Here is an 18,950-nt window from a genome sequence, read left to right on the forward strand (position 1 = left end):
AGACACATTTCAAGGATAATGAAGATTTTAAGACTATTTACAGCATTATTTATAGCAGCAATGACTATTGCTGCATGTGATGACACCACCGACAACATCGGATCGTCGATCACCAACGACGTTGATAATATCTCTATCACAGACCAGGTGTTCAACGTCACCTCACGCTCCATCGTTTCAGGCCCGGTTCTGAGCCGAAACAATACGGGTATGATCGGTAATGTGAAAGATCCTGAGACCGGTACCTACGTAGCTGGCGACTATATGACCCAGTTTGGCGTATTGTCATCATTCAGTCTGGACACTCTGGAGTACATCCGCAATGCACACGATGGCAAGATCGAGGCGGACTCATGCTATCTCCTGGTATCATACAAGACTACATACGGTGATACCCTCGCACCGATGAAGGCTACAGCCTACGAGATGAGTAAACCGATGAGCGAGAATCAGGAGTATTACTCAGACTATGATGCCTTCAAGGACAACTGGGTGAGCGAGAACAACTATCAGTCGAGCGCCACCTATAACCTGAACAGCACGACGATGGCTTTCAAGATCTATCTGAACAAGCCATATACGGCAAAGGATGGCAAGACCTACAAGAACTACGGTTCTTACGTGATGAATACCTTCGTGGATCACCCTGAGTACTTCAAGACCAACTGGGACTTCCTCAACAAGGTTTGTCCTGGTTTCTATGTTAAGCATGCCGGCGGTATCGGAAACGTAGCCAATATCTGGAATACCGAGTTGCAGTTCTACTACAAGATCCAGAAGACGGTGAAGAACTCTGCGGGCAACGACAGTATCGTAACAGGTCTCGCTTTCAACCGCTTTGACGGTACAGAAGAGGTGTTGCAGCTCAACAAGATTACCAACGACAGCAAGACGTTGGCTAATCTGGCAAAGGATGAGAGCTGCACCTACCTGAAGTCTCCAGCCGGCATCTTCACAGAAGTAACGCTGCCAGTAGAGGATATCATGAAGGGTCATGAGAAGGATACGCTGAATACAGCTACCATCTCTTTCCCTAGAATGAACAATGTAGATAACAACAACAACTATCAGTTCAGTGTTCCTTCTACTATCCTGATGGTACAGAAAGACAGTCTGGATGCCTTCTTCGAGAAGAACAAGCTGACAGACAACCGCACCTCCTATACGGCTTCTTACAACAAGAACTCTACAGGCGTGAAGAATGCCTATACCTTCTATAACATCAGTAACCTGGTTACTGCGATGTACAAGAACAAGGGCAAGAGTGAAAACTGGAACAAGGTGGTGCTGGTTCCTGTAACCTTGACCACAAGTACACAGAACAATGCTACCGTGATTACCAAGATTAATCACGACATGCAGCTCACCTCTACCCGACTGATCAAGGCAACGGATGATCCTGACAAGGATTACACCACCAAGGACGGCAAGCGGGTGGCTACAGGTCCTGTTCAGATCAAGGTGATCTACAGTAAGTTCAAGGAATAAATTCATGGCAGATAATTTCCTTGAACGCCACCGCGAAGATTACGAGCAGCGCAAGGCTGGCTGGCTGCGACGCAAGAAGCATCTTCCAAAAATCAAGAAGCCTACCATTCAGCGTCCTGATGATGAAGCTTTATAAAAAAAGATTCTATATGAGAAAATCCCAGCTGGAAGTTCTTTTCCAGCTGGGATTTTTTCATATCCTCTGTTTTATCTTCTTTCTATTTTCTATGAGAGAATGGTGAACTTGGCAAACTTCAGAAGCAACTGCTTGGTTCCTGCATTCTGGAACTCTACGGTAGCCTTCGTGTTCTCGCCGGTTCCTTCAATCTTCAATACCGTTCCTATTCCAAAACGCTGATGCTCGATTCTACAGCCCTCGCAGAGAGAACCTGCAGCTGAGGAAGCAAATGCTGGTTTAGGATCAGCCATGAACTGCGAAGCTACGGGCTTAGAGTTCTGATAATCACGTCTATAGCCTGACCTGTCTCTATCCCATGGCATTCTTCCACCATAGCCACCTTCAGAACCATAGCCACCATACGAACTTCTTCCCCCACCGAATGAAGATTCAGGAGCCTCTTCTCCTCCCTCTATCAGACTGGCATCAATCTCATCGATGAAGCGGCTCGGATTATCAAATTCCATCTTGCCATATCGGAAACGGTTCTTGGCATTGGTCAGGATGCAATGCTTCTCGGCACGGGTAATCGCGACATAGAGCAGACGGCGCTCCTCTTCCAGTTCCCTGACAGAGATTGCAGCAAGCGGACTCGGGAAGATATTCTCCTCCAAACCTACTACGAAAACAGTAGCAAACTCCAGACCCTTTGCCGCATGAATCGTCATGAGCGAAACTCTCGGTTCATCCTTCTCTCCCTCACTGTCCGCATCCGTCAGCAGCGCCACGTCCTGCAGATAATCAGTAAGATAGGCTTCATCCATTCGTCCCTCTTCCTGGCGTCCAGCCACGAAGGTCTGCATACCACTCAGAAACTCCTCCAGGTTTTCCTGGCGAGCCAGGTCGTCGGCATTCTTGCCCGACATGATATCCTCGCTGATTCTACTCTCCCTGATGATGGCATCACCCAGTTCATAGACATCCAGGGTATGCGAACGGTCGATGAACGAAGAGATGAGCAGGCGGAATTTCTCGAGCTTCGTCTGCGTACCCTTGTTGACATTCAGTCCGTAATGCTCCACATTACCTATTACCTCCCAGAAACTCACCTGGTTCTGATGGGCACAATCGGCAATTTTCATCACGGTAGTAGCACCGATGCCACGAGCCGGATAATTGATGATACGCTTGAAAGCCTCCTCATCGTCAGGGTTGGCAACGAGACGGAAATAGGCGATGATATCCTTGATTTCCTTACGCTGATAGAAACTCAAGCCACCATAAATACGATATGGAATGCCCTGCTTTCTGAATTCCTCCTCGAAGCTGCGGCTCTGGGCATTGGTGCGATAGAGAATGGCAAATTGATCGTATCCGCAATCATCCTGCCGCTTGATGCGCTGGATATTCTTCGCCACTATCAGAGCCTCCTCCTTGTCGCTGTAGGCAGGCTTATACAGAATCTTCTCTCCTTTATCATTTTTGCTGAACACCTCTTTCTGAATCTGATTGCGGTTATGATGAATCAGACTGTTGGCTGCCTCTACGATAGTTTGAGTAGAGCGGTAGTTCTGTTCCAGTTTAAAGAGTTTAGCCTCCTTACCATCTTGCGATGGAAAATCTTTGGTAAAAGACAATATATTATCAATATCAGCTCCTCTAAAACTATAAATACTTTGAGAATCATCTCCGACTGCACAAATAGCCTTTTCTTGCATAGCATTGTATAGCAAAGAAAGTATCTTTTTTTGAACATAATTTGTGTCCTGATACTCATCTACCATTATGTACTTAAAAAGATTTCCGTACTTCTCCAAAACATCTTTCCTTTCTATGAAAAGACGATAAGTATAAACTAACAGATCATCAAAATCCATCGCATTAGCTAATCTACAACGTTGTACGTATTCACGATAGATCTTTGCTATTTCTGGCATTTTTGCCCGTTTATCCTGATTTATAATATCAGAATCGCTTTCATACGAATCCACACTTATCAGATGATTCTTGGCCATAGAAATTCTTGCATGTACAGCAGCAGGCTTATATACTTTTTCATTCATATCCATCTCTTTTATAATAGACTTCAGTAAAGACCGAGAATCAGCTTCATCATAAATCGTAAAATCAGAAGGAAAACCGATTTTATCGGATTCTACATGCAAAATTCTAGCAAAGACACTATGAAAAGTACCCATATATTTCTGCCTTATATAAAATGTTTCACCAAACATTTTACGAATACGTTCAACCATTTCTTTTGCTGCTTTATTTGTAAAAGTAAGCACCAATAAGGAATATAAATCTTTGCCTTTAGCTAGGAGATAAGCAATCTTATAGGTAAGCACACGCGTTTTGCCCGAACCTGCACCGGCAATCACCAGCGAAGGTCCGTCAATATACTCTACCGCAGCACGCTGCGCATCATTCAAGTCGTTCAATAAATCCATTTATCAATATTTACCAGATTTTTCACTTTTCACTTCCCCCTATATCCACCTACGGCCGTGCTTGGGTCGTAGTCTTCACCCTCACGAGGGAACGAAGGGATGAATTTCATCTGATGTTCAATCTGTCGCTGGCGCTTCTTCATATAAGCGCTCGGATACAGGGAGCTGAACTTTCTAGGATTAGGCAGCGTAGCAGCTATCAGGGCACACTCGTCACGGAAGAGATCCTGTGCTTTCTTGTTGAAATGATACTCAGCCACGGCATCGACACCATAGATACCCGGTCCCATCTCGATACTGTTGAGATAGACCTCCATGATGCGCTGCTTGCTCCACATCATTTCGATGAGAAAGGTGAAATACACCTCAAATCCCTTGCGGGTCCAGGAACGGCCCGGCCAGAGGAAAACGTTCTTGGCGGTCTGCTGACTGATGGTACTGGCACCATGCACCTTACCGCCTCGTGCATTGTTCTTGGCAGCACTTTCGATGGCATTGAAGTCGAAGCCATGATGCTTGAGGAATCGGGCATCCTCGCTCGCCATCACCGCCACAGGCATGTGAGGGGAAATCTTATCCATCGAAACCCAATGATGATGCAAGGTAATACTTTCACCATCAGCCACTTGCTGAAAACAGCGGATTATCATTAACGGAGTAACATATACCGGAATAAAACGGTAGGCTACTACAGCAAGAATGGTGGTACTGAAAAACAGCACCACCACCCATCTTACGATATTTCTGATCTTTTTTAGAATCATCTATCTTCTTTTTCCCTTTCGGGAACCTCATTCGTTTTTACTTCAATGTACCATTGTTAGCAGCATTCACCATTGCCTGGCTAGCATACATGTAAACCTCTACACGACGGTTCTGAGCGCAGGCTGCTGTAGTATTCACCACAGGATTAGCTGAACCCAAACCCTCTACGCTCTTGATCTGGCTGCTTGTAACACCGCATGACTTCAAGTAGTTAGAAACGGCATTGGCACGGTTCTGGCTCAAAGGCAAGTTGATGCCATCATTACCAGTAGCATCGGTATAACCCTGGATAGCTACCTCGCAGTCGGCATTATTCTTCAAAACCTGGGCAAACTGAGCCAAGTCGTTCTTAGCGCTTGCATTGAGCGCATATTTGTTGGTCTGGAAGAGGATACCAGAATCGAAGGTTACCTTGACAGCTGTCAAACCATTGGCATCTGTAACGGTAGAAACCTGCGCATTCTTTACAGCCTCTGCCTCAGCCTTTACCTTATCCATGTGCTTTCCAATCAAGTTACCCGCTGTTCCACCAACAGCAGCACCGATAGCAGCACCTACCACTGCACCTGTACCACGATGGCTGTTATTGAGCAAACCACCAACCAAAGCACCAAGAGCAGCACCAGCACCTGCACCAGCAGCAGTACCAGTCTTCTGACTAGTTCCACAACTTCCCAAAACGAGCAGCATTGAGAGCGCTGCAGCAGTAAATTTCATCTTTTTCATACTATAATTCTCCTATATTTATGTTATTTAAATGCAAAGATACGTCTTTTTTCTCCAATATGGAGGGTTTTCTAATATTTTTTTGTAATTTTGCATGCAAATTTAAGGGTATTTGTCCAAATGGCGAAAGGAAATCGCCTATTTCGGGGCGGGAATTCCCTATTGGCCGTGTTTTCACGCTCAAAATACATCGTGTTTTCACAGCCAAAATATCTAGCAGAATTTAAAAACAAAATATATAATTAGTAATATGGCTAAAGAACTTAAGAATTTAACCAAGCGCGCTGACAACTACAGTCAGTGGTACAATGATTTGGTAGTAAAGGCTGACCTCGCAGAGTTGTCACCAGTTCGTGGTTGTATGATCATCAAACCATACGGCTACGCAATCTGGGAGAAGATGCAGCAGCAGCTCGACAAGATGTTTAAGCAGACAGGTGTACAGAACGCATACTTCCCTCTCCTCATCCCGAAGAGCTTCTTCTCTCGCGAGGCAGAGCACGTGGCAGGTTTCGCCAAGGAGTGTGCTGTGGTTACTCACTATCGTCTTCGTTCTACAGAAGATGGAACAGAGGTTGAGGTGGATCCTAATGCCAAGCTCGATGAGGAGCTGATCATCCGCCCTACTTCAGAGACCATCATCTGGAACACATATAAGAACTGGATTCATTCATGGCGTGACCTCCCTATCCTCTGCAACCAGTGGTGTAACGTGATGCGTTGGGAGATGCGTACCCGTCCATTCCTCCGTACTTCTGAGTTCCTCTGGCAGGAGGGTCATACTGCTCATGCTACCAAGGAAGAGGCAGAAGCAAAGGCTCAGGAGATGCTGAAAGTATATGCTGAATTTGCTGAGAAGTATATGGGTGTGCCTGTATTGCAGGGTGTGAAGAGTGAGACAGAACGCTTCGCCGGTGCTCTCAATACTTATACCATCGAGGCAATGATGCAGGATGGCAAGGCGCTGCAGAGCGGTACTTCTCACTTCCTGGGTCAGAACTTCGCCAAGAGCTTCGATGTTACCTATTTGAATAAGGAGAACAAGCCTGAGTATGTATGGGCTACTTCATGGGGTGTTTCTACCCGACTGATGGGTGCCCTCATCATGGTTCACAGCGATGACAACGGTCTAGTATTGCCTCCAAAACTGGCTCCTATCCAGGTGGTAATCATTCCTATCAACAAGGGCGACGAGCAGTTGGCTCAGATTACTGCCAAGCTGCAGCCTGTCATCGACCAGCTCCGCGAGTTGGGCATCAGCGTGAAGTATGATGACAACACAGCTAAGCGTCCTGGCTTCAAGTTTGCTGACTACGAATTAAAGGGTGTACCTGTTCGTCTCGCCATGGGTGGCCGTGACTTGGAGAACAACACCATCGAGATCATGCGTCGTGATACCTTGGAGAAGGAGAACGTAAGCTTCGACGGCATCGTAGAGCGCGTGAAGGATATGCTGGAAGATATCCAGAAGAACATCTTCGAGAAGGCTCGTGCTTACCGTGATGCTCACGTATATGAGTGCGACAACTACGAGGAGTTCAAGGAGCGTGTAAAGAATGGCGGTTTCTTCCTCTGCCACTGGGACGGTACAGCCGAGACCGAGGCAAAGATCAAGGAGGAGACTCAGGCTACCATCCGTTGCGTGCCATTCGCTTACGAGCAGACTCCAGGTGTTGATATGGTGAGCGGCAAGCCTGCCGTAGCTCGCGTTATCATCGCAAGAAGCTATTAATTATTTTAAAAAATGGTGTCGGGAGATTTCCGGCACCATCAAATATCAAATATGAAGCAGCTGATACTCTACATCATTTTTCTGATGTCCATGGTCTTCTCAGGCTATGGAGAGGTATCTGCTGCTTCTATTTCTTTATCCCATCAGGATTCTTTAGCTGTAGAAGCTGCTGATGCAACGCACAAGAAGGATGGACTTGCCAAGGTTACACCTCACCAGCAAGAGCAGGATGCCCAGCTGGAAGATGCATCCAATGCCGCCTATCGGGTATGCAGTAGTCGTCCACAGCGTTTGTTGCCAAGTGGCAACATACATGGCAACCCATCTGCAAGCAGTAGATTGCTAATCCATAGAATCCGATTTTTATCATCCCTATTATCAGTCATAGAAGGTGCGAAGGAGCCTTTCCGCCAGGAAACTGCCCCTATCCACTTTGATGTCGCCAGCAAGTATTATGTCATTTGCCTGCGGCATCTCATCTGTTAGTTCTTCTTTTTATATAACCTGCTCAAGTTTCGCATGTGGTTCAAGAACGGGCTGAAGGCCCAAAAGCTCTTAGCCCAGGGCATCGCCCTGGGTATAATGGCAGCCAACAAGGCGCCCTGTAAGGGCAAAAGCCTTATAAATTGCTTGAGACTTGAAAGCTTTTGCCCTTACAGGGCGACAGGTTTGTGTCCGTTAATACCCAGGGCGATGCCCTGGGCTAGGAGCTTCTGCCCTTTCAGGGCGTTTGGAGCCTACTAGCGAAAAGTCGGCATATAATAAAGCCGGCATATAATAAAGTGGCATATAATAAAGCCAGTATATAATAAGGTGTATGCATGGCATACGATTATTTACAAAAAACAGATTTATATATATATTTAAAGAAGAAATAAGATTATGGCTAAGATAAATCATTTAGATATGGGTGCAGAAGTATTGGCACTCGACGATGTAGAAGTAAAGAAGGGTTTCATGGGTTTGACCATCAAGTTGATCTACAGACCAACCAACAGTGCTATCAAGATTAAGGAGAAGGAATATTCTGCTGAGGATGGCAAGAAACTCATCAACATCCTGAGCTCTGCCCCTAGCGAGGTAGAATCTTCTATCCAGAAGTTTCCGGTATCAGCTATCAGCATGGGTAATATGAAGCTGCAGGCTTGTCTCTCTGACGACCATCAGTTTGTAGCCACCCAGCTCCTTGCCTTCAAGGATTTCGGCTACCAGCCAGTTACAGAAATGGTAACCTATACAGGCAAGACAGCCGAGGCATTCGCCCAGCTGTTCTAATATATTAAAATCCCTAGAGAAGCATTTCTCTAGGGATTTTTTGAAAATGATTATATATGAAAAAAGATGCACTTCACTATAAGTAGAGAAGTGCATCTATTATTTATAAATCAGTCTATTCTTCTAAATAACTATCCATTAGTTGAAGATATAACGGATAGAGAACTGGATAGAATAGGTAGAGTTGAAGCTTGTCAAGTTAGTGTATGTCTTTGACAATACATCCTTACCGTTCTTCTGGAACTGGAATGAACCAGCAGCACCATCCTTACCAGCAGTATACTTCAACAACTTGGTGTTGTTAACAGTCTTGTAGAGACCCCAGCTGTTGTTCAGCAGGTTAGCGAGGTTCTTGATGTCAACACCAAACTGGAGAGTGTTCTTCTGACCAGCTACGTTGAGGTAGAAGTTCTGGTTGAACTTGAAGTCCAACTGATGATGCCAAGGCATTACAGCACCACCACGCTCAGCATACTCACCCTTGTGATTCTTCAGATAATCATCCTGGTTGATGTAAGCCCAGAAGTCATCCTTCTGCTGCTCAGCAGTATATTTACCATTGTCCTTGAAGTTCCACTTATCCAAAGCCTCGCGAGAAGCTGGGATGTAAACCAAACCGTTAGAACCGTAGTCGTTAACTACATTGCCAGTCAACTGGTAAGTGTAACGTGTGCAGCTGTAACCATCAGCATAACCCATGTTCATACCCTCGTAAATCAAACCGACCTCAGAACCGAAGTTCTTGCCGTAGTCCTTCTTGTAAGAAGCAGAGATGAGCAAGCGGTTAGGAGCCACGTAGGTACCATAACCCAACTCCATATCGTTGTTACCGTTTACAGAGTAACGGTTGTTATAGTATGCAGAAGAAACCTGGTCGCCTACACCATCACCATAAGACTTAGCCTTAGAATAGGTGTAAGAAGCAGAGAGGTTCAAACCGAAGTCGAACTTCTTAGTCAAAGACGCTGTGATTGAGTAGTAGTATGCCTTATGACCAGCGTTTGTGATCATGTAAGGGTTGTTTTTATTACTCTGAGAGAAGTAATGACGCTCATCACCAGGAGCCAACTTCACTGTCTTTCCATCCCAGTAGCGGCTGAGATTGATGACAGTAGCAGGATTGAACTCACGGCTGTAGATACCCTCAAGAGAGAAGTCAACATCGTAAGGCAACTTGGCATCCAATGCCAGAGAAGTCTTCCATGTAGCGTTCATCTTCAAGTCCTTGTCGATGATGGTAGGAGTAGAAGGAGCTGCTGCATCCTCACGGTTAACAGCCAAGCCCTGCTGCTGCAATACCTTCACCTGCTCATCACGGCTAGCATAGAACTTATCCATCAAATAATTAGCACCCTTGTCAGATGGAGTATTATAATAATAGGTGTACTGACCGCAACCAGCGTTGCTTACAGCAGATACGAGCCAGACGAAAGGCAGACGACCTACGAAATAACCTGTACCACCACGGAGCACCAACTTGTGGTTACCGAGGATATCCCAGTTGAAACCTACACGAGGAGAAACAGTCAAAGGAGCATCAGGAAGCTGATCGGTAGAGTAGCTATGCTCATTACCAGCATTATCCTTATACTTCAAAGCAGCGAAAGCCTTGTTGTAGCAGTTCTCCAACTCTGGATAGATAGGCAACTCGAAACGCAAACCTGCGGTGAGACGGAAACGATCAGAGAAGTTAACCTGATCCTGAACATAAGCAGAGAACTGGTTATACTTCATGGTAGCCTGGAACTGGTTTGAACCATCCATAGGGAAGGTAACGCCATAACTTCTAGGAGCCTTACCGTTCATGAAGTCATCCATAGACTCGAATACATAGTAACCGGCAGAAGCAGCACCGAAGCCGTTGGTAGCCTTGTTGGTCTCGAACTGGAGACCAGCGGTGAAGTTCTGGATACCCATAGACCATGTAGCCTCATCGGTAGCAACGAATGTCTTCACCTGACGGAGGTTACCCTCAGTAAATGGATCAGGACCGAAGCCCATGTAGTAAGAACCATTCTTCAGAATATCTACAGTTGGGAACATACCACCCACATAAGTACGTGGCTCATCCTGATAAGAGTAAGTAGCACGGAGTACATTGCTTACGCCACCCCACTTAGAGTTCCACTCAGCAGCGAAAGAAGTAAAGTTCTTCTCCTGATAATAGCGTGCACTCTCGAAGTAGAGACCTGCATTAGCTGTACGACCCGACTGAGACTTACCACCTGTAGCATCCTCACCACCAGGATAGATGACAGAATCCTTGAATGGAGTGGTTGAGCTAGATGGAGCTGAAGAATCCTTATCGTGGCTCTTAGAGAAACGGAAGTTCAACTTGTTGTTCTCGTTGATGTTCCAGTCGATACGAGCCAGGAACTTGTATGATGGAGTATCAAGAGAATATCCCTGATAACGACCTGGGTTGTAACCATAGGTCTTGTTGAGGAAGCTGAGCATATTGTCCATATCGCTCTGCAATGGGCGATGAACAGTACCTGATGATGGAGACCATTCATCAGAAGCATTTACACGAGCTGTACCAGAAGGACCAGCAGAGATATTGCTCTGATATTCACCATTGGCAAAGAAGAACAACTTATCCTTGATGATAGGACCACCGAAACTTGCACCCCATGTAGTAGAATGAGACTGGAGACGGTTCAACTCATAATCACTTACCTTGTTACCACGCAAGTGAGAGTTGGTAGTGTACATATAAGCTGTACCCTTGAATTGATTGGTACCGCTCTTGGTTACGGCGCTGATAGCACCACCTGTAAATCCACTCAAACGAACATCGTATGGAGATGAAGATACAGAAATCTGATCCAAAGCATCAAGAGAGATTGGAGATCCGTTGCCAGGGAGGTTACCACCAATACCGAAGGCGTTGTTGAACGCAGCACCATCCACAGTAACGTAAGACTGACGGTAGTTACCACCACCTACAGAAAAACCGCTACCTACGTTGGCACCCTGAGGAGTCAACTTCAAGAGGTCGTTCATGCTACGTGATACGGTAGGAACAGCCTCAATCTGGTCGGCATTAATGCTTGTTGTTGCACCAGCACGGTCAGTACGCATGTTATTGTTACGATCAGCAACAATCACTACGTCTTCCAACTGGGCAGCATCCTCAGATAAAGTCTCGTTCAAAACTGTGTTCTGACCAAGAGAAAGAGAAATGCCCTTCACCTGCTTGTTCTTGTAGCCCACATAGGTTACTTCCAAGACATAAGGACCACCAGGGCGCATACCCTGAATAGAATAACGACCATCAATGTTGGTCACAGCACGATAGACTGTACCAGAAGGTTGATGAACAGCCTTAATCGTTGCGCCAATAACATCTTCGCCATTGGCTGTAATTTTACCACTAACGCTAGATGTAGTAATCTGCGCCATCGCTGTGGTTACCATAAAGGCCAGCAAAGCCACTAATAAATGCAATCTTTTCTGCATACCTTATTAAAAAATTAATTAATAATGCTGGGAAATATTCCCTTAATATTGATTTCGAGTGCAAATATAAACAAAAAAATCGATATAAATGTTACATCTGCATTAAAAATGATGTTTTATAACACAAAAAAAATCTGCGTTAAGCAAATAACGCAGATTTTCTTTAAATTGTTATTAATAAGGGGTGTTTGCTTATAGTTTTTTTGAGGGGTGGCGGCTACTCCTTTCGCTGCCAGATACTCATTACCTTGCGACGGATGGCTACTATATTCAGAACCGAAACTACCAGGAAGAGAGCAAAACCTAAGGCTATGGCTGGAAGCATCATTCCCTCTTCGATGTCTGGGAAGAGTGCCTCGATGAAATCCATGTAGTATCCTCGCAGGAAGAAGAGGATGATCCAGGCGATGACCAGAACCACGATGTTCAGAGAGATGGTGAGCACCTGGTATGGCTTCGCAACATTGCCCGGACTGTAACCTATCAAGAGCAGATTCTCCAACTTGGAAGAGTTCTTCTGCACCAGGAGATAGATGCTGAGCATCAAGATATAGAAACTCAGAACAGAAATCACAAGGCCGATAATCATCACCATCGATACCATCATACGGAGGAAATAGGTGGTCTTCTCGGCATCGAGCTTATCTGTCTCTACCTCATAACCGTTATCATCTAGATATTTGGTGATATTCTCATCGCCCGGATTGCCTACCTCTACAATCAGACGGGTAGGATCGCTCTTCTGGTTAGGCGCAAACTCCTGGTTGCTCCAATCCATAAACGCCTGTGGCACGAGAATGGTGTTGAGACGGGATGAGAATCCAATGACCTTTCCCTTGAACAGTTCTTTCTTGCCACCAGCCTGAATGCAGATATTGAAATCAATCATTCCCATCAGACCATCACTGATCTTAGGGAGCGAATGGCTCTGGGCGAATCCGAAGTTATACATATTAATATAGGTACGCGGGAGGATAATTGGAACCACCTTCTCGCCAGGTGTGTATTTCCAATCCTTGAGCGGAACATCCACGAAACCATCAGGAACACTTTCGAAGAAAAGCTCACTGTTCAATACATTCACACCATTTACGCCCATCTGCGCATCTACCTTGTACTCGGTAGAGGTAAACTTGCCTATCTTCTTCACGAACTTCTGGTCGCTGACATCATCCATCTCTGCTCCCGAAAAGGTATTGGAGCGGCCGCTGATGGTATTGCCCATACCTATTTTCTTGCTCATGATGAGATAGTCGGCTTTCATAAAACTGTCTTGCTGGGTGAAGACAGGCAGCACATCCTGATAAAACTGAAAACCGAAAAGTACGATGAGCATACCGAAGAGATTAGCAAAGGCGAAGCCTGCAAACTGAGGTATGCTGATATGCTGACGAAGTAACTTCCAAACGAGATTCATAATCTAAATATATGTTCATAGTTTAAGTCCATGTGCTTACCGATACTGGTCACGATGACGCCAGCCCCCTGCTCCTTCGCCTCCTTCATCATGATTTCGCCCATGATGCGGGAATTGTTGTCGTCGAGGTGACTGATCGGTTCATCTGCAAGAATGAAATCGAAAGGCTGGCAGAGGGCACGCATCATCGCTACACGCTGCTGCTGACCGAACGACATCTTCCCTACCTTGGCATCCACCTTATCGGCGATACCAAGCATATCAAACCACTGCAGAATCTGCTCGCGGCTCTTGAAACCGGTAATCTTGTTCTTGATCTCTACATTCTCCATCGCCGTAAGCTCTGGAAAGAGACGGAGTTCCTGAAAGAGATGACTGATATGACGCTTTCGCATCTCTACCCAATCGGAAACCTTATAATTGGCGGTAACATCATTATCAAACATCACGCTTCCGCTGTAGTCGTGACGATAGCCGAGCACGTAGCTGCAGAAAGTACTCTTTCCGCTACCACTCTCAGCCTCAACCAGATAGAGATGACCTTTCTCGAAGGTAACATCCTGCTTCCATATCTCCGAATGCAGGTCTTCACGCTGGGCGAAAACCTGAGGAAGAACGGAATGAAGCTGAATCTTTTCCACTTTATTTTATTGTTTAATGTTTTTTCTTTTTACTTTAAAGTATAAACCACAGAAGTAAGATTTCCGAAGACTGGAGCAAGCAGACCAGTAACAGTTGAGATGGCATCATCCTTGCCTGTGCCGCTGCCATCAGAACTCTTGGCGAGATTGATGACCATCGCCAGCTTCTGTCCCACGATAAGCTTCTGAATCTTGGCATCTATCGGATGATTGCTTGGCTTCACCGCATACTGAGCTGTCAGCTCATCGCTGCCGCTAAAGAACTGCTTATCATCGGTTACGCCGAAATAGAAGGAAGTTTTGCCATCGGTATAGAAATAGGAATTCTTACCCCAGTTGGCAATCTTGGCACCAGCAGGACATGAAGTCTTCCAGTAATCTACATCACCCAACCACTTACTATGCGCCAACTTAGCTGCCATCATCATCTTCAGGTCTGCATCGCCCAGTGTAGGCAAGACAATGGCCATATCGCCATCTACGCTTCGCATGATGTTATCCATATCCACCGCCTGGTTGATACCCATCAGGAGGGTCTGAAGACTGCGGTTGCTCTGCATCATCGGCAGAAACTGTTCACCATTTACATTCATGAAGATACCTGCCAGGGCATCATCCGGCATCGATTTCACATAACTGCCCTTGATAGGACGATAGTTTTGTACCGCCTTCTGCAGCGCCTTGTCGATGGTTTCATTAAAGGAGAAAGTCTCACCCTGAATCTGCAGGATGCCATCCTTTACCTCCATATCGGCAGCGATGACCACCTGCGAAGGATCGGTATCCTTAGGAGCACCCAGGGTAAATGGAGCTACGAACTTCTCAGGCAAAGCCTGTGCCTGAGCCACCATAGCCATAGGAGAAGAGAGGGTCTGCAGACGTTCGTACATAGGAGAAACGGTGATGCCATCCTCCTCTTCTGCTTTCAGATATTTTACCATCTGCTGCTGGAGCTGAGCCTGGGCATCAGCCATCACAGGACCCATCACGAGGAGCGCCTGACCGGAGAAGCCCACAAGCCACGAATCCTTCAATACTGAGAAATGAAAGCCTTTGCGCTCCTTCACTTCCGAAGCAATGCGCTTCTTGGCAAGCGAGGCAAGCCAGTCTTCCACATCCCCCTCATCACTCACCTTGGCACAGAGACCGAGGTTGCCATCAGCACTCTCAAAGAGATAAAGTTTTTCAGAGATATCGATGCCACACTTATCTACATCATCCACGTGGAGCAGAGACTTGAGCATGCCCGCCTTATCTTCCGCATTCTTATCGGAAGCCATCTGCTGCAAATCCACCGAGATAAGAGCTGTACTTTTCTTAGGAATGGCATTGAGATAATCGCTGCCAGAGCATGAGCTTAACACTACAACGAGAAGTGCTAAGCTCATCAAAAACAAATTCTTATACAATCTTTTCATCACAAAAACTAACACTTATATAATCTTCTTATATTCTTCTTGCAATATGCGCCATGTGAACAGCTACAAGTCCCGCTGTTTCCGTGCGAAGTCGGCTGGTACCCAGCGATACGCTTTCGTAACCATTCTCCACGGCAAGACGAACTTCATCAATAGAGAAATCGCCTTCTGGACCTACCAATACTGTTATATCATCAGCACCGGATTCCTGGGATGCAGATGAATCCTGAGATGCATCAGAATCCATACTGCACGAATTGATTTCCGTGAAGAAATCCTTCTTCTCTACTTCTTCGTAGCAATGACAGATAAACTTGCGACCCGGACGAGGAGTCTGGATAAACTCCTTGAAGCTCTCCAACTCCTTCACGACCGGTTTCCACGCCTTGTGACTCTGCTTCACGGCAGAGATGACAATCTTATCTATTCTAGGAGTCTTCACTACCTTTCGTTCAGAAAATTGACAATTGAGGAAAGAGAGTTCATCGAAGCCGATTTCCGTAGCTTTCTCAGCCATCCACTCTATACGCTCCATCATCTTGGTAGGTGCAATGGCAAGATGGATATGCCCCTTCCATGCACGTTTCTGAGGCATATTCTCCTTGATTTCATAAAGACAGCGCTTGCTGGAGGCTGCTGTCACCTCTGCACGGTAGAAAGATCCCTCCCCATCCATGAGGAAAATCTCATCACCACCCTTCAGTCGCAACACTCTCAGCGCATGGGTAGCCTCCTCTATGGGCAATTCTACCTGGTTTGCCGCATCCGGCACATAGAAATATCTAACCTCTTTCATTCGTTATCAATTATCTATCATCAATGATCAATCAGTCAAGTTCTTTTCATCCTTTTCTTCCTGGCGGCGCTTCATCTCATCACGGATAAAGGAAGCTCCCTCGTAGTTTTCTTCTTCTACCGCTTTCTCCAGTGCTTTCTTGAGAAGTGAATCCGGTAATCCCACGATAGGAAGTGCCACACTCATCACATCCTTGCGGAAAGGTGTAGTGAATTTCTGAAGCACCTCCATATTGGTAAAGATCTCCAGACCGGCAGTCACCGCCAGCAGGACAGCCTCATCCTGAGGAAGAGAATACGCTGATCCAGAAGTAGCATTCACCAGTTTTGCCTTAGGACCTATGTTTCCATTAGCCTCGAAAACTACGTGATAGGCTTGAGGACCCCGTTCACAAATCATTCTAGCCAACACATCTACCAGATGCGGATGCTTGACATCCTTATCAAGCTGACGAAACTTGATTTCATTAGCCATCGGCTTATCTGTTACAATGGAGAGTGCACGTTTCTCCTGGGCATCAGTAAGAGTGACAACACAAGCCTCCTCTGCATCAGGAATTGCAAAAGCTCCCTGATAAACTAATTTTATTTTTTCCATTTTCATTATCCTTTCTTTGGTCTAAACAATACGGCAAAGGCAACACCGACCACGAGTGCATAACCTGCGAAGATAAACCAGCAAGTCTGCCAATCGCCCATCAAATATCCATTCTCCCAATGACAATAATGGTTGATCACCTGTCCTGCAAGAATTGTGCCAACAGAGGCTCCCAAACCATTGGTCATCAGCATGAAAAGTCCCTGAGCAGAAGCACGCACCTTAGGCTCGCATTTCTGATCTACGAACAGTCCACCCGACACATTGAAGAAATCGAATGCCACACCATAGACGATACATGAGAGTATGAAGAGGGTTACGCCTGGGAAAGCAGGGTTACCCAATCCGAAGAATCCGAAGCGGAATACCCATGCAAACATAGCAATGAGCATCACAACCTTGATGCCATAGCGCTTGAGGAAGTATGGAATCAGGAGAATGCAGAGTGCCTCTGCCACCTGGGAGATAGAAACCAGGAGAGTGGCATTATTGGCTGCAAATGTATCCAGCATCGAAGGATCGCCCTTGAAACTGGTGATGAACGGAGTAGCATAACCATTGGTTACCTGCAGGCTCATACCCAGCAGACCCGAGAAGATGAAGAACATCGCCATCTCGCGGCTCTTGAAGAGCTTGAAGGAATCGAAGCCCCAGGTCTCCATCCAGCTGCGTGCCTCTTTCTTCACCAACGGGCACTGTGGCAGGCTGAAGCAGTAGAGGAAGAGGGCGATGCCCAATACTCCAGATACCAGGAACTGGAAGTGGGTATATTGGAACTTATGTGCATTTTCGGTAAAGAGGAACATAAACGAACCATTATCCCAGGTTGCACAGTTGACAATCCACATGGTAAGGATGAATCCTACGGTACCGAAGACGCGGATTGGAGGGAAATCCTTCACGGTATCAAGTCCATGATTCTTCAGAATGGTGAATGCCGAAGTATTTGACAACGCCAGCGTAGGCATATAGAAAGCTACGCTGAAGGTATAGATCGTCATGAAGACAGTCTCGTTAGGAGTAGCACTCGCCTCTCCCATCAGGAAAAGAGCTATCATCGACAAGCCGGCCAGGAGATGGCAATAGCCCAAGAGGCGTTGCGGCTGCACATACTTGTCAGCAACAATACCCATCAATGTAGGCATGAAGATAGAAACTATACCCTGGATGGTATAGAACCAGGAGATTTCAGCACCCATCCCAGCCTTGCCGAGATAGTTGCCCATAGATGTGAGATAGGCTCCCCAAACTGCGAACTCCAGAAAGTTCATCAGCGCCAAGCGAACTTTTAGATTCATTTTCTTATTATTATATTTCCTTATGGTTTTAATATTCTTTTTCTGTCTGCTGCGTCCTCCTTCTCAAGGGATACGCCATTGCAGATTATATCTTGCAAAGATACACAAAATCTCTTAAAGAACGCAGATTTTTTAAGATTATCCGCAAAAAAGCTAGTTTATTTAACAAATAATATGTAATTTTGCAGCCGAAATCAAAACAAAAGATAAAATGTTATTAAAGTTTTTCCTAACGTGTAATAAGATTGGCGCCTTTACGCTAGGTGGAGGCTACGCCATGATACCTATCATGGAGAGAGAATTCGTGGATAAGAACGGATGGATGGACAAACAGGAATTTATGGACATCATGGTGGTGGCTCAAACTACCCCGGGCATCTTCGCCATTGATATGGCGAGCCATATCGGCTACAAGATGAAGGGTATATGGGGTGGCATAGTGGGGGCTGTCGGCATCGCCCTGCCTTCTATCATCGCCATTCTCATCATCGCCATGTTCTTCCAGCAGTTTAAGGATAATTATTGGGTGGCGAAGTTCTTTGCGGGTGTTCGTCCGGCTGTGGTGGCGCTGATTGCGGCTCCTTGCTTCAAGATGGCAAAGACGGCGAACATCAACCGCTACAACATCTGGATTCCGTTTGTATGCTGTGCGCTGATTGCTGCATTCGGCATCTCGCCTATCTACATTATCATTGCTGCCGGCGTGCTTGGCTGGCTTTATGGCAAGTACAAGAAGCAAAGCTAATCATAAAGTTAAAAGTTCAACG

16 protein-coding genes are annotated in these 18,950 nt (G+C 46.0%); 6 read left to right on the forward strand and 10 right to left on the reverse strand.

Translation table 11 applies throughout. From position 1 onward, the window contains the following. The first annotated feature begins 18 nt into the window (after positions 1 to 18). Together AAAT87_RS03215 and AAAT87_RS03220 are read left to right on the forward strand one after the other, a co-directional pair. Positions 19 to 1,488: a DUF4270 domain-containing protein gene (locus AAAT87_RS03215; protein WP_349225597.1), complete on the forward strand. Its 1,470-nt coding sequence runs from the start codon at positions 19 to 21 to the stop codon at positions 1,486 to 1,488. Positions 1,489 to 1,492: 4 nt separating this feature from the next. Further along, positions 1,493 to 1,624 carry a dehydrogenase gene (locus AAAT87_RS03220; protein WP_349225598.1) on the forward strand — a complete coding sequence of 44 codons (132 nt, stop codon included), beginning with the start codon at positions 1,493 to 1,495 and terminating at the stop codon, positions 1,622 to 1,624. An 89-nt stretch (positions 1,625 to 1,713) separates the two neighbouring features. On the opposite strand, the gene AAAT87_RS03225 is transcribed toward AAAT87_RS03220, so the two are convergent. From AAAT87_RS03225 to AAAT87_RS03235, 3 genes are read right to left on the reverse strand one after another with little or no spacing between them, the layout of a single operon-like run. Beyond that, positions 1,714 to 4,056 (reverse strand): ATP-dependent helicase, encoded by a 2,343-nt coding sequence (locus tag AAAT87_RS03225; RefSeq protein ID WP_349225599.1) that lies wholly within the window; start codon positions 4,054 to 4,056, stop codon positions 1,714 to 1,716. 29 nt (positions 4,057 to 4,085) lie between these two features. Further along, complete coding sequence (mtgA, locus tag AAAT87_RS03230; protein WP_233905735.1) at positions 4,086 to 4,820, reverse strand: monofunctional biosynthetic peptidoglycan transglycosylase; 735 nt, start codon at positions 4,818 to 4,820, stop codon at positions 4,086 to 4,088. Between the two features lie 37 nt (positions 4,821 to 4,857). Next, positions 4,858 to 5,547 (reverse strand): YiaD family glycine zipper/OmpA-like lipoprotein, encoded by a 690-nt coding sequence (locus tag AAAT87_RS03235; protein WP_295024398.1) that lies wholly within the window; start codon positions 5,545 to 5,547, stop codon positions 4,858 to 4,860. Positions 5,548 to 5,797: 250 nt separating this feature from the next. Between AAAT87_RS03235 and proS the strand changes: the two genes are divergently transcribed. From proS to AAAT87_RS03250, 3 genes are all read left to right on the forward strand, one after another. Further along, positions 5,798 to 7,279, forward strand: a complete 1,482-nt coding sequence (gene proS / locus AAAT87_RS03240) for a proline--tRNA ligase (RefSeq protein ID WP_089545090.1) — start codon at positions 5,798 to 5,800, stop codon at positions 7,277 to 7,279. Positions 7,280 to 7,330: 51 nt separating this feature from the next. Further along, entirely contained in the window at positions 7,331 to 7,765 is a 435-nt protein-coding gene (locus tag AAAT87_RS03245; RefSeq protein ID WP_298532485.1) for a hypothetical protein, read from the forward strand. 396 nt (positions 7,766 to 8,161) lie between these two features. After that, positions 8,162 to 8,554 carry a hypothetical protein gene (locus AAAT87_RS03250; RefSeq protein WP_293581950.1) on the forward strand — a complete coding sequence of 131 codons (393 nt, stop codon included), beginning with the start codon at positions 8,162 to 8,164 and terminating at the stop codon, positions 8,552 to 8,554. A gap of 138 nt (positions 8,555 to 8,692) precedes the next feature. Here AAAT87_RS03250 and AAAT87_RS03255 read toward each other — a convergent pair whose 3' ends face one another. From AAAT87_RS03255 to AAAT87_RS03285, 7 genes are all read right to left on the reverse strand, one after another. Continuing rightward, entirely contained in the window at positions 8,693 to 12,016 is a 3,324-nt protein-coding gene (locus tag AAAT87_RS03255; RefSeq protein WP_349225600.1) for a TonB-dependent receptor, read from the reverse strand. A 217-nt stretch (positions 12,017 to 12,233) separates the two neighbouring features. After that, positions 12,234 to 13,433 carry an ABC transporter permease gene (locus tag AAAT87_RS03260; protein WP_349225601.1) on the reverse strand — a complete coding sequence of 400 codons (1,200 nt, stop codon included), beginning with the start codon at positions 13,431 to 13,433 and terminating at the stop codon, positions 12,234 to 12,236. Beyond that, entirely contained in the window at positions 13,430 to 14,074 is a 645-nt protein-coding gene (locus tag AAAT87_RS03265; protein WP_089545097.1) for an ATP-binding cassette domain-containing protein, read from the reverse strand. Before AAAT87_RS03265 ends, AAAT87_RS03260 begins: the two co-directional genes overlap by 4 nt. Before the next feature lie 29 nt (positions 14,075 to 14,103). Next, positions 14,104 to 15,462, reverse strand: a complete 1,359-nt coding sequence (locus tag AAAT87_RS03270; protein WP_349225602.1) for a DUF4836 family protein — start codon at positions 15,460 to 15,462, stop codon at positions 14,104 to 14,106. Positions 15,463 to 15,520: 58 nt separating this feature from the next. Then, complete coding sequence (locus AAAT87_RS03275; RefSeq protein WP_349225603.1) at positions 15,521 to 16,288, reverse strand: 16S rRNA (uracil(1498)-N(3))-methyltransferase; 768 nt, start codon at positions 16,286 to 16,288, stop codon at positions 15,521 to 15,523. 27 nt (positions 16,289 to 16,315) lie between these two features. Continuing rightward, positions 16,316 to 16,885: a bifunctional nuclease domain-containing protein gene (locus AAAT87_RS03280; protein ID WP_293581956.1), complete on the reverse strand. Its 570-nt coding sequence runs from the start codon at positions 16,883 to 16,885 to the stop codon at positions 16,316 to 16,318. 5 nt (positions 16,886 to 16,890) lie between these two features. Then, a complete protein-coding gene (locus AAAT87_RS03285; RefSeq protein ID WP_089545101.1) occupies positions 16,891 to 18,183 on the reverse strand; it encodes an MFS transporter in 1,293 nt (430 codons plus the stop codon). Between the two features lie 211 nt (positions 18,184 to 18,394). On the opposite strand from AAAT87_RS03285, the gene AAAT87_RS03290 reads away from it, so the two are divergent. Continuing rightward, positions 18,395 to 18,928 (forward strand): chromate transporter, encoded by a 534-nt coding sequence (locus AAAT87_RS03290; protein WP_349225604.1) that lies wholly within the window; start codon positions 18,395 to 18,397, stop codon positions 18,926 to 18,928. The last annotated feature ends 22 nt before the right edge of the window (positions 18,929 to 18,950 follow it).

This window comes from Segatella sinensis (assembly GCF_040095255.1).
Classification (GTDB): domain Bacteria; phylum Bacteroidota; class Bacteroidia; order Bacteroidales; family Bacteroidaceae; genus Prevotella; species Prevotella sinensis.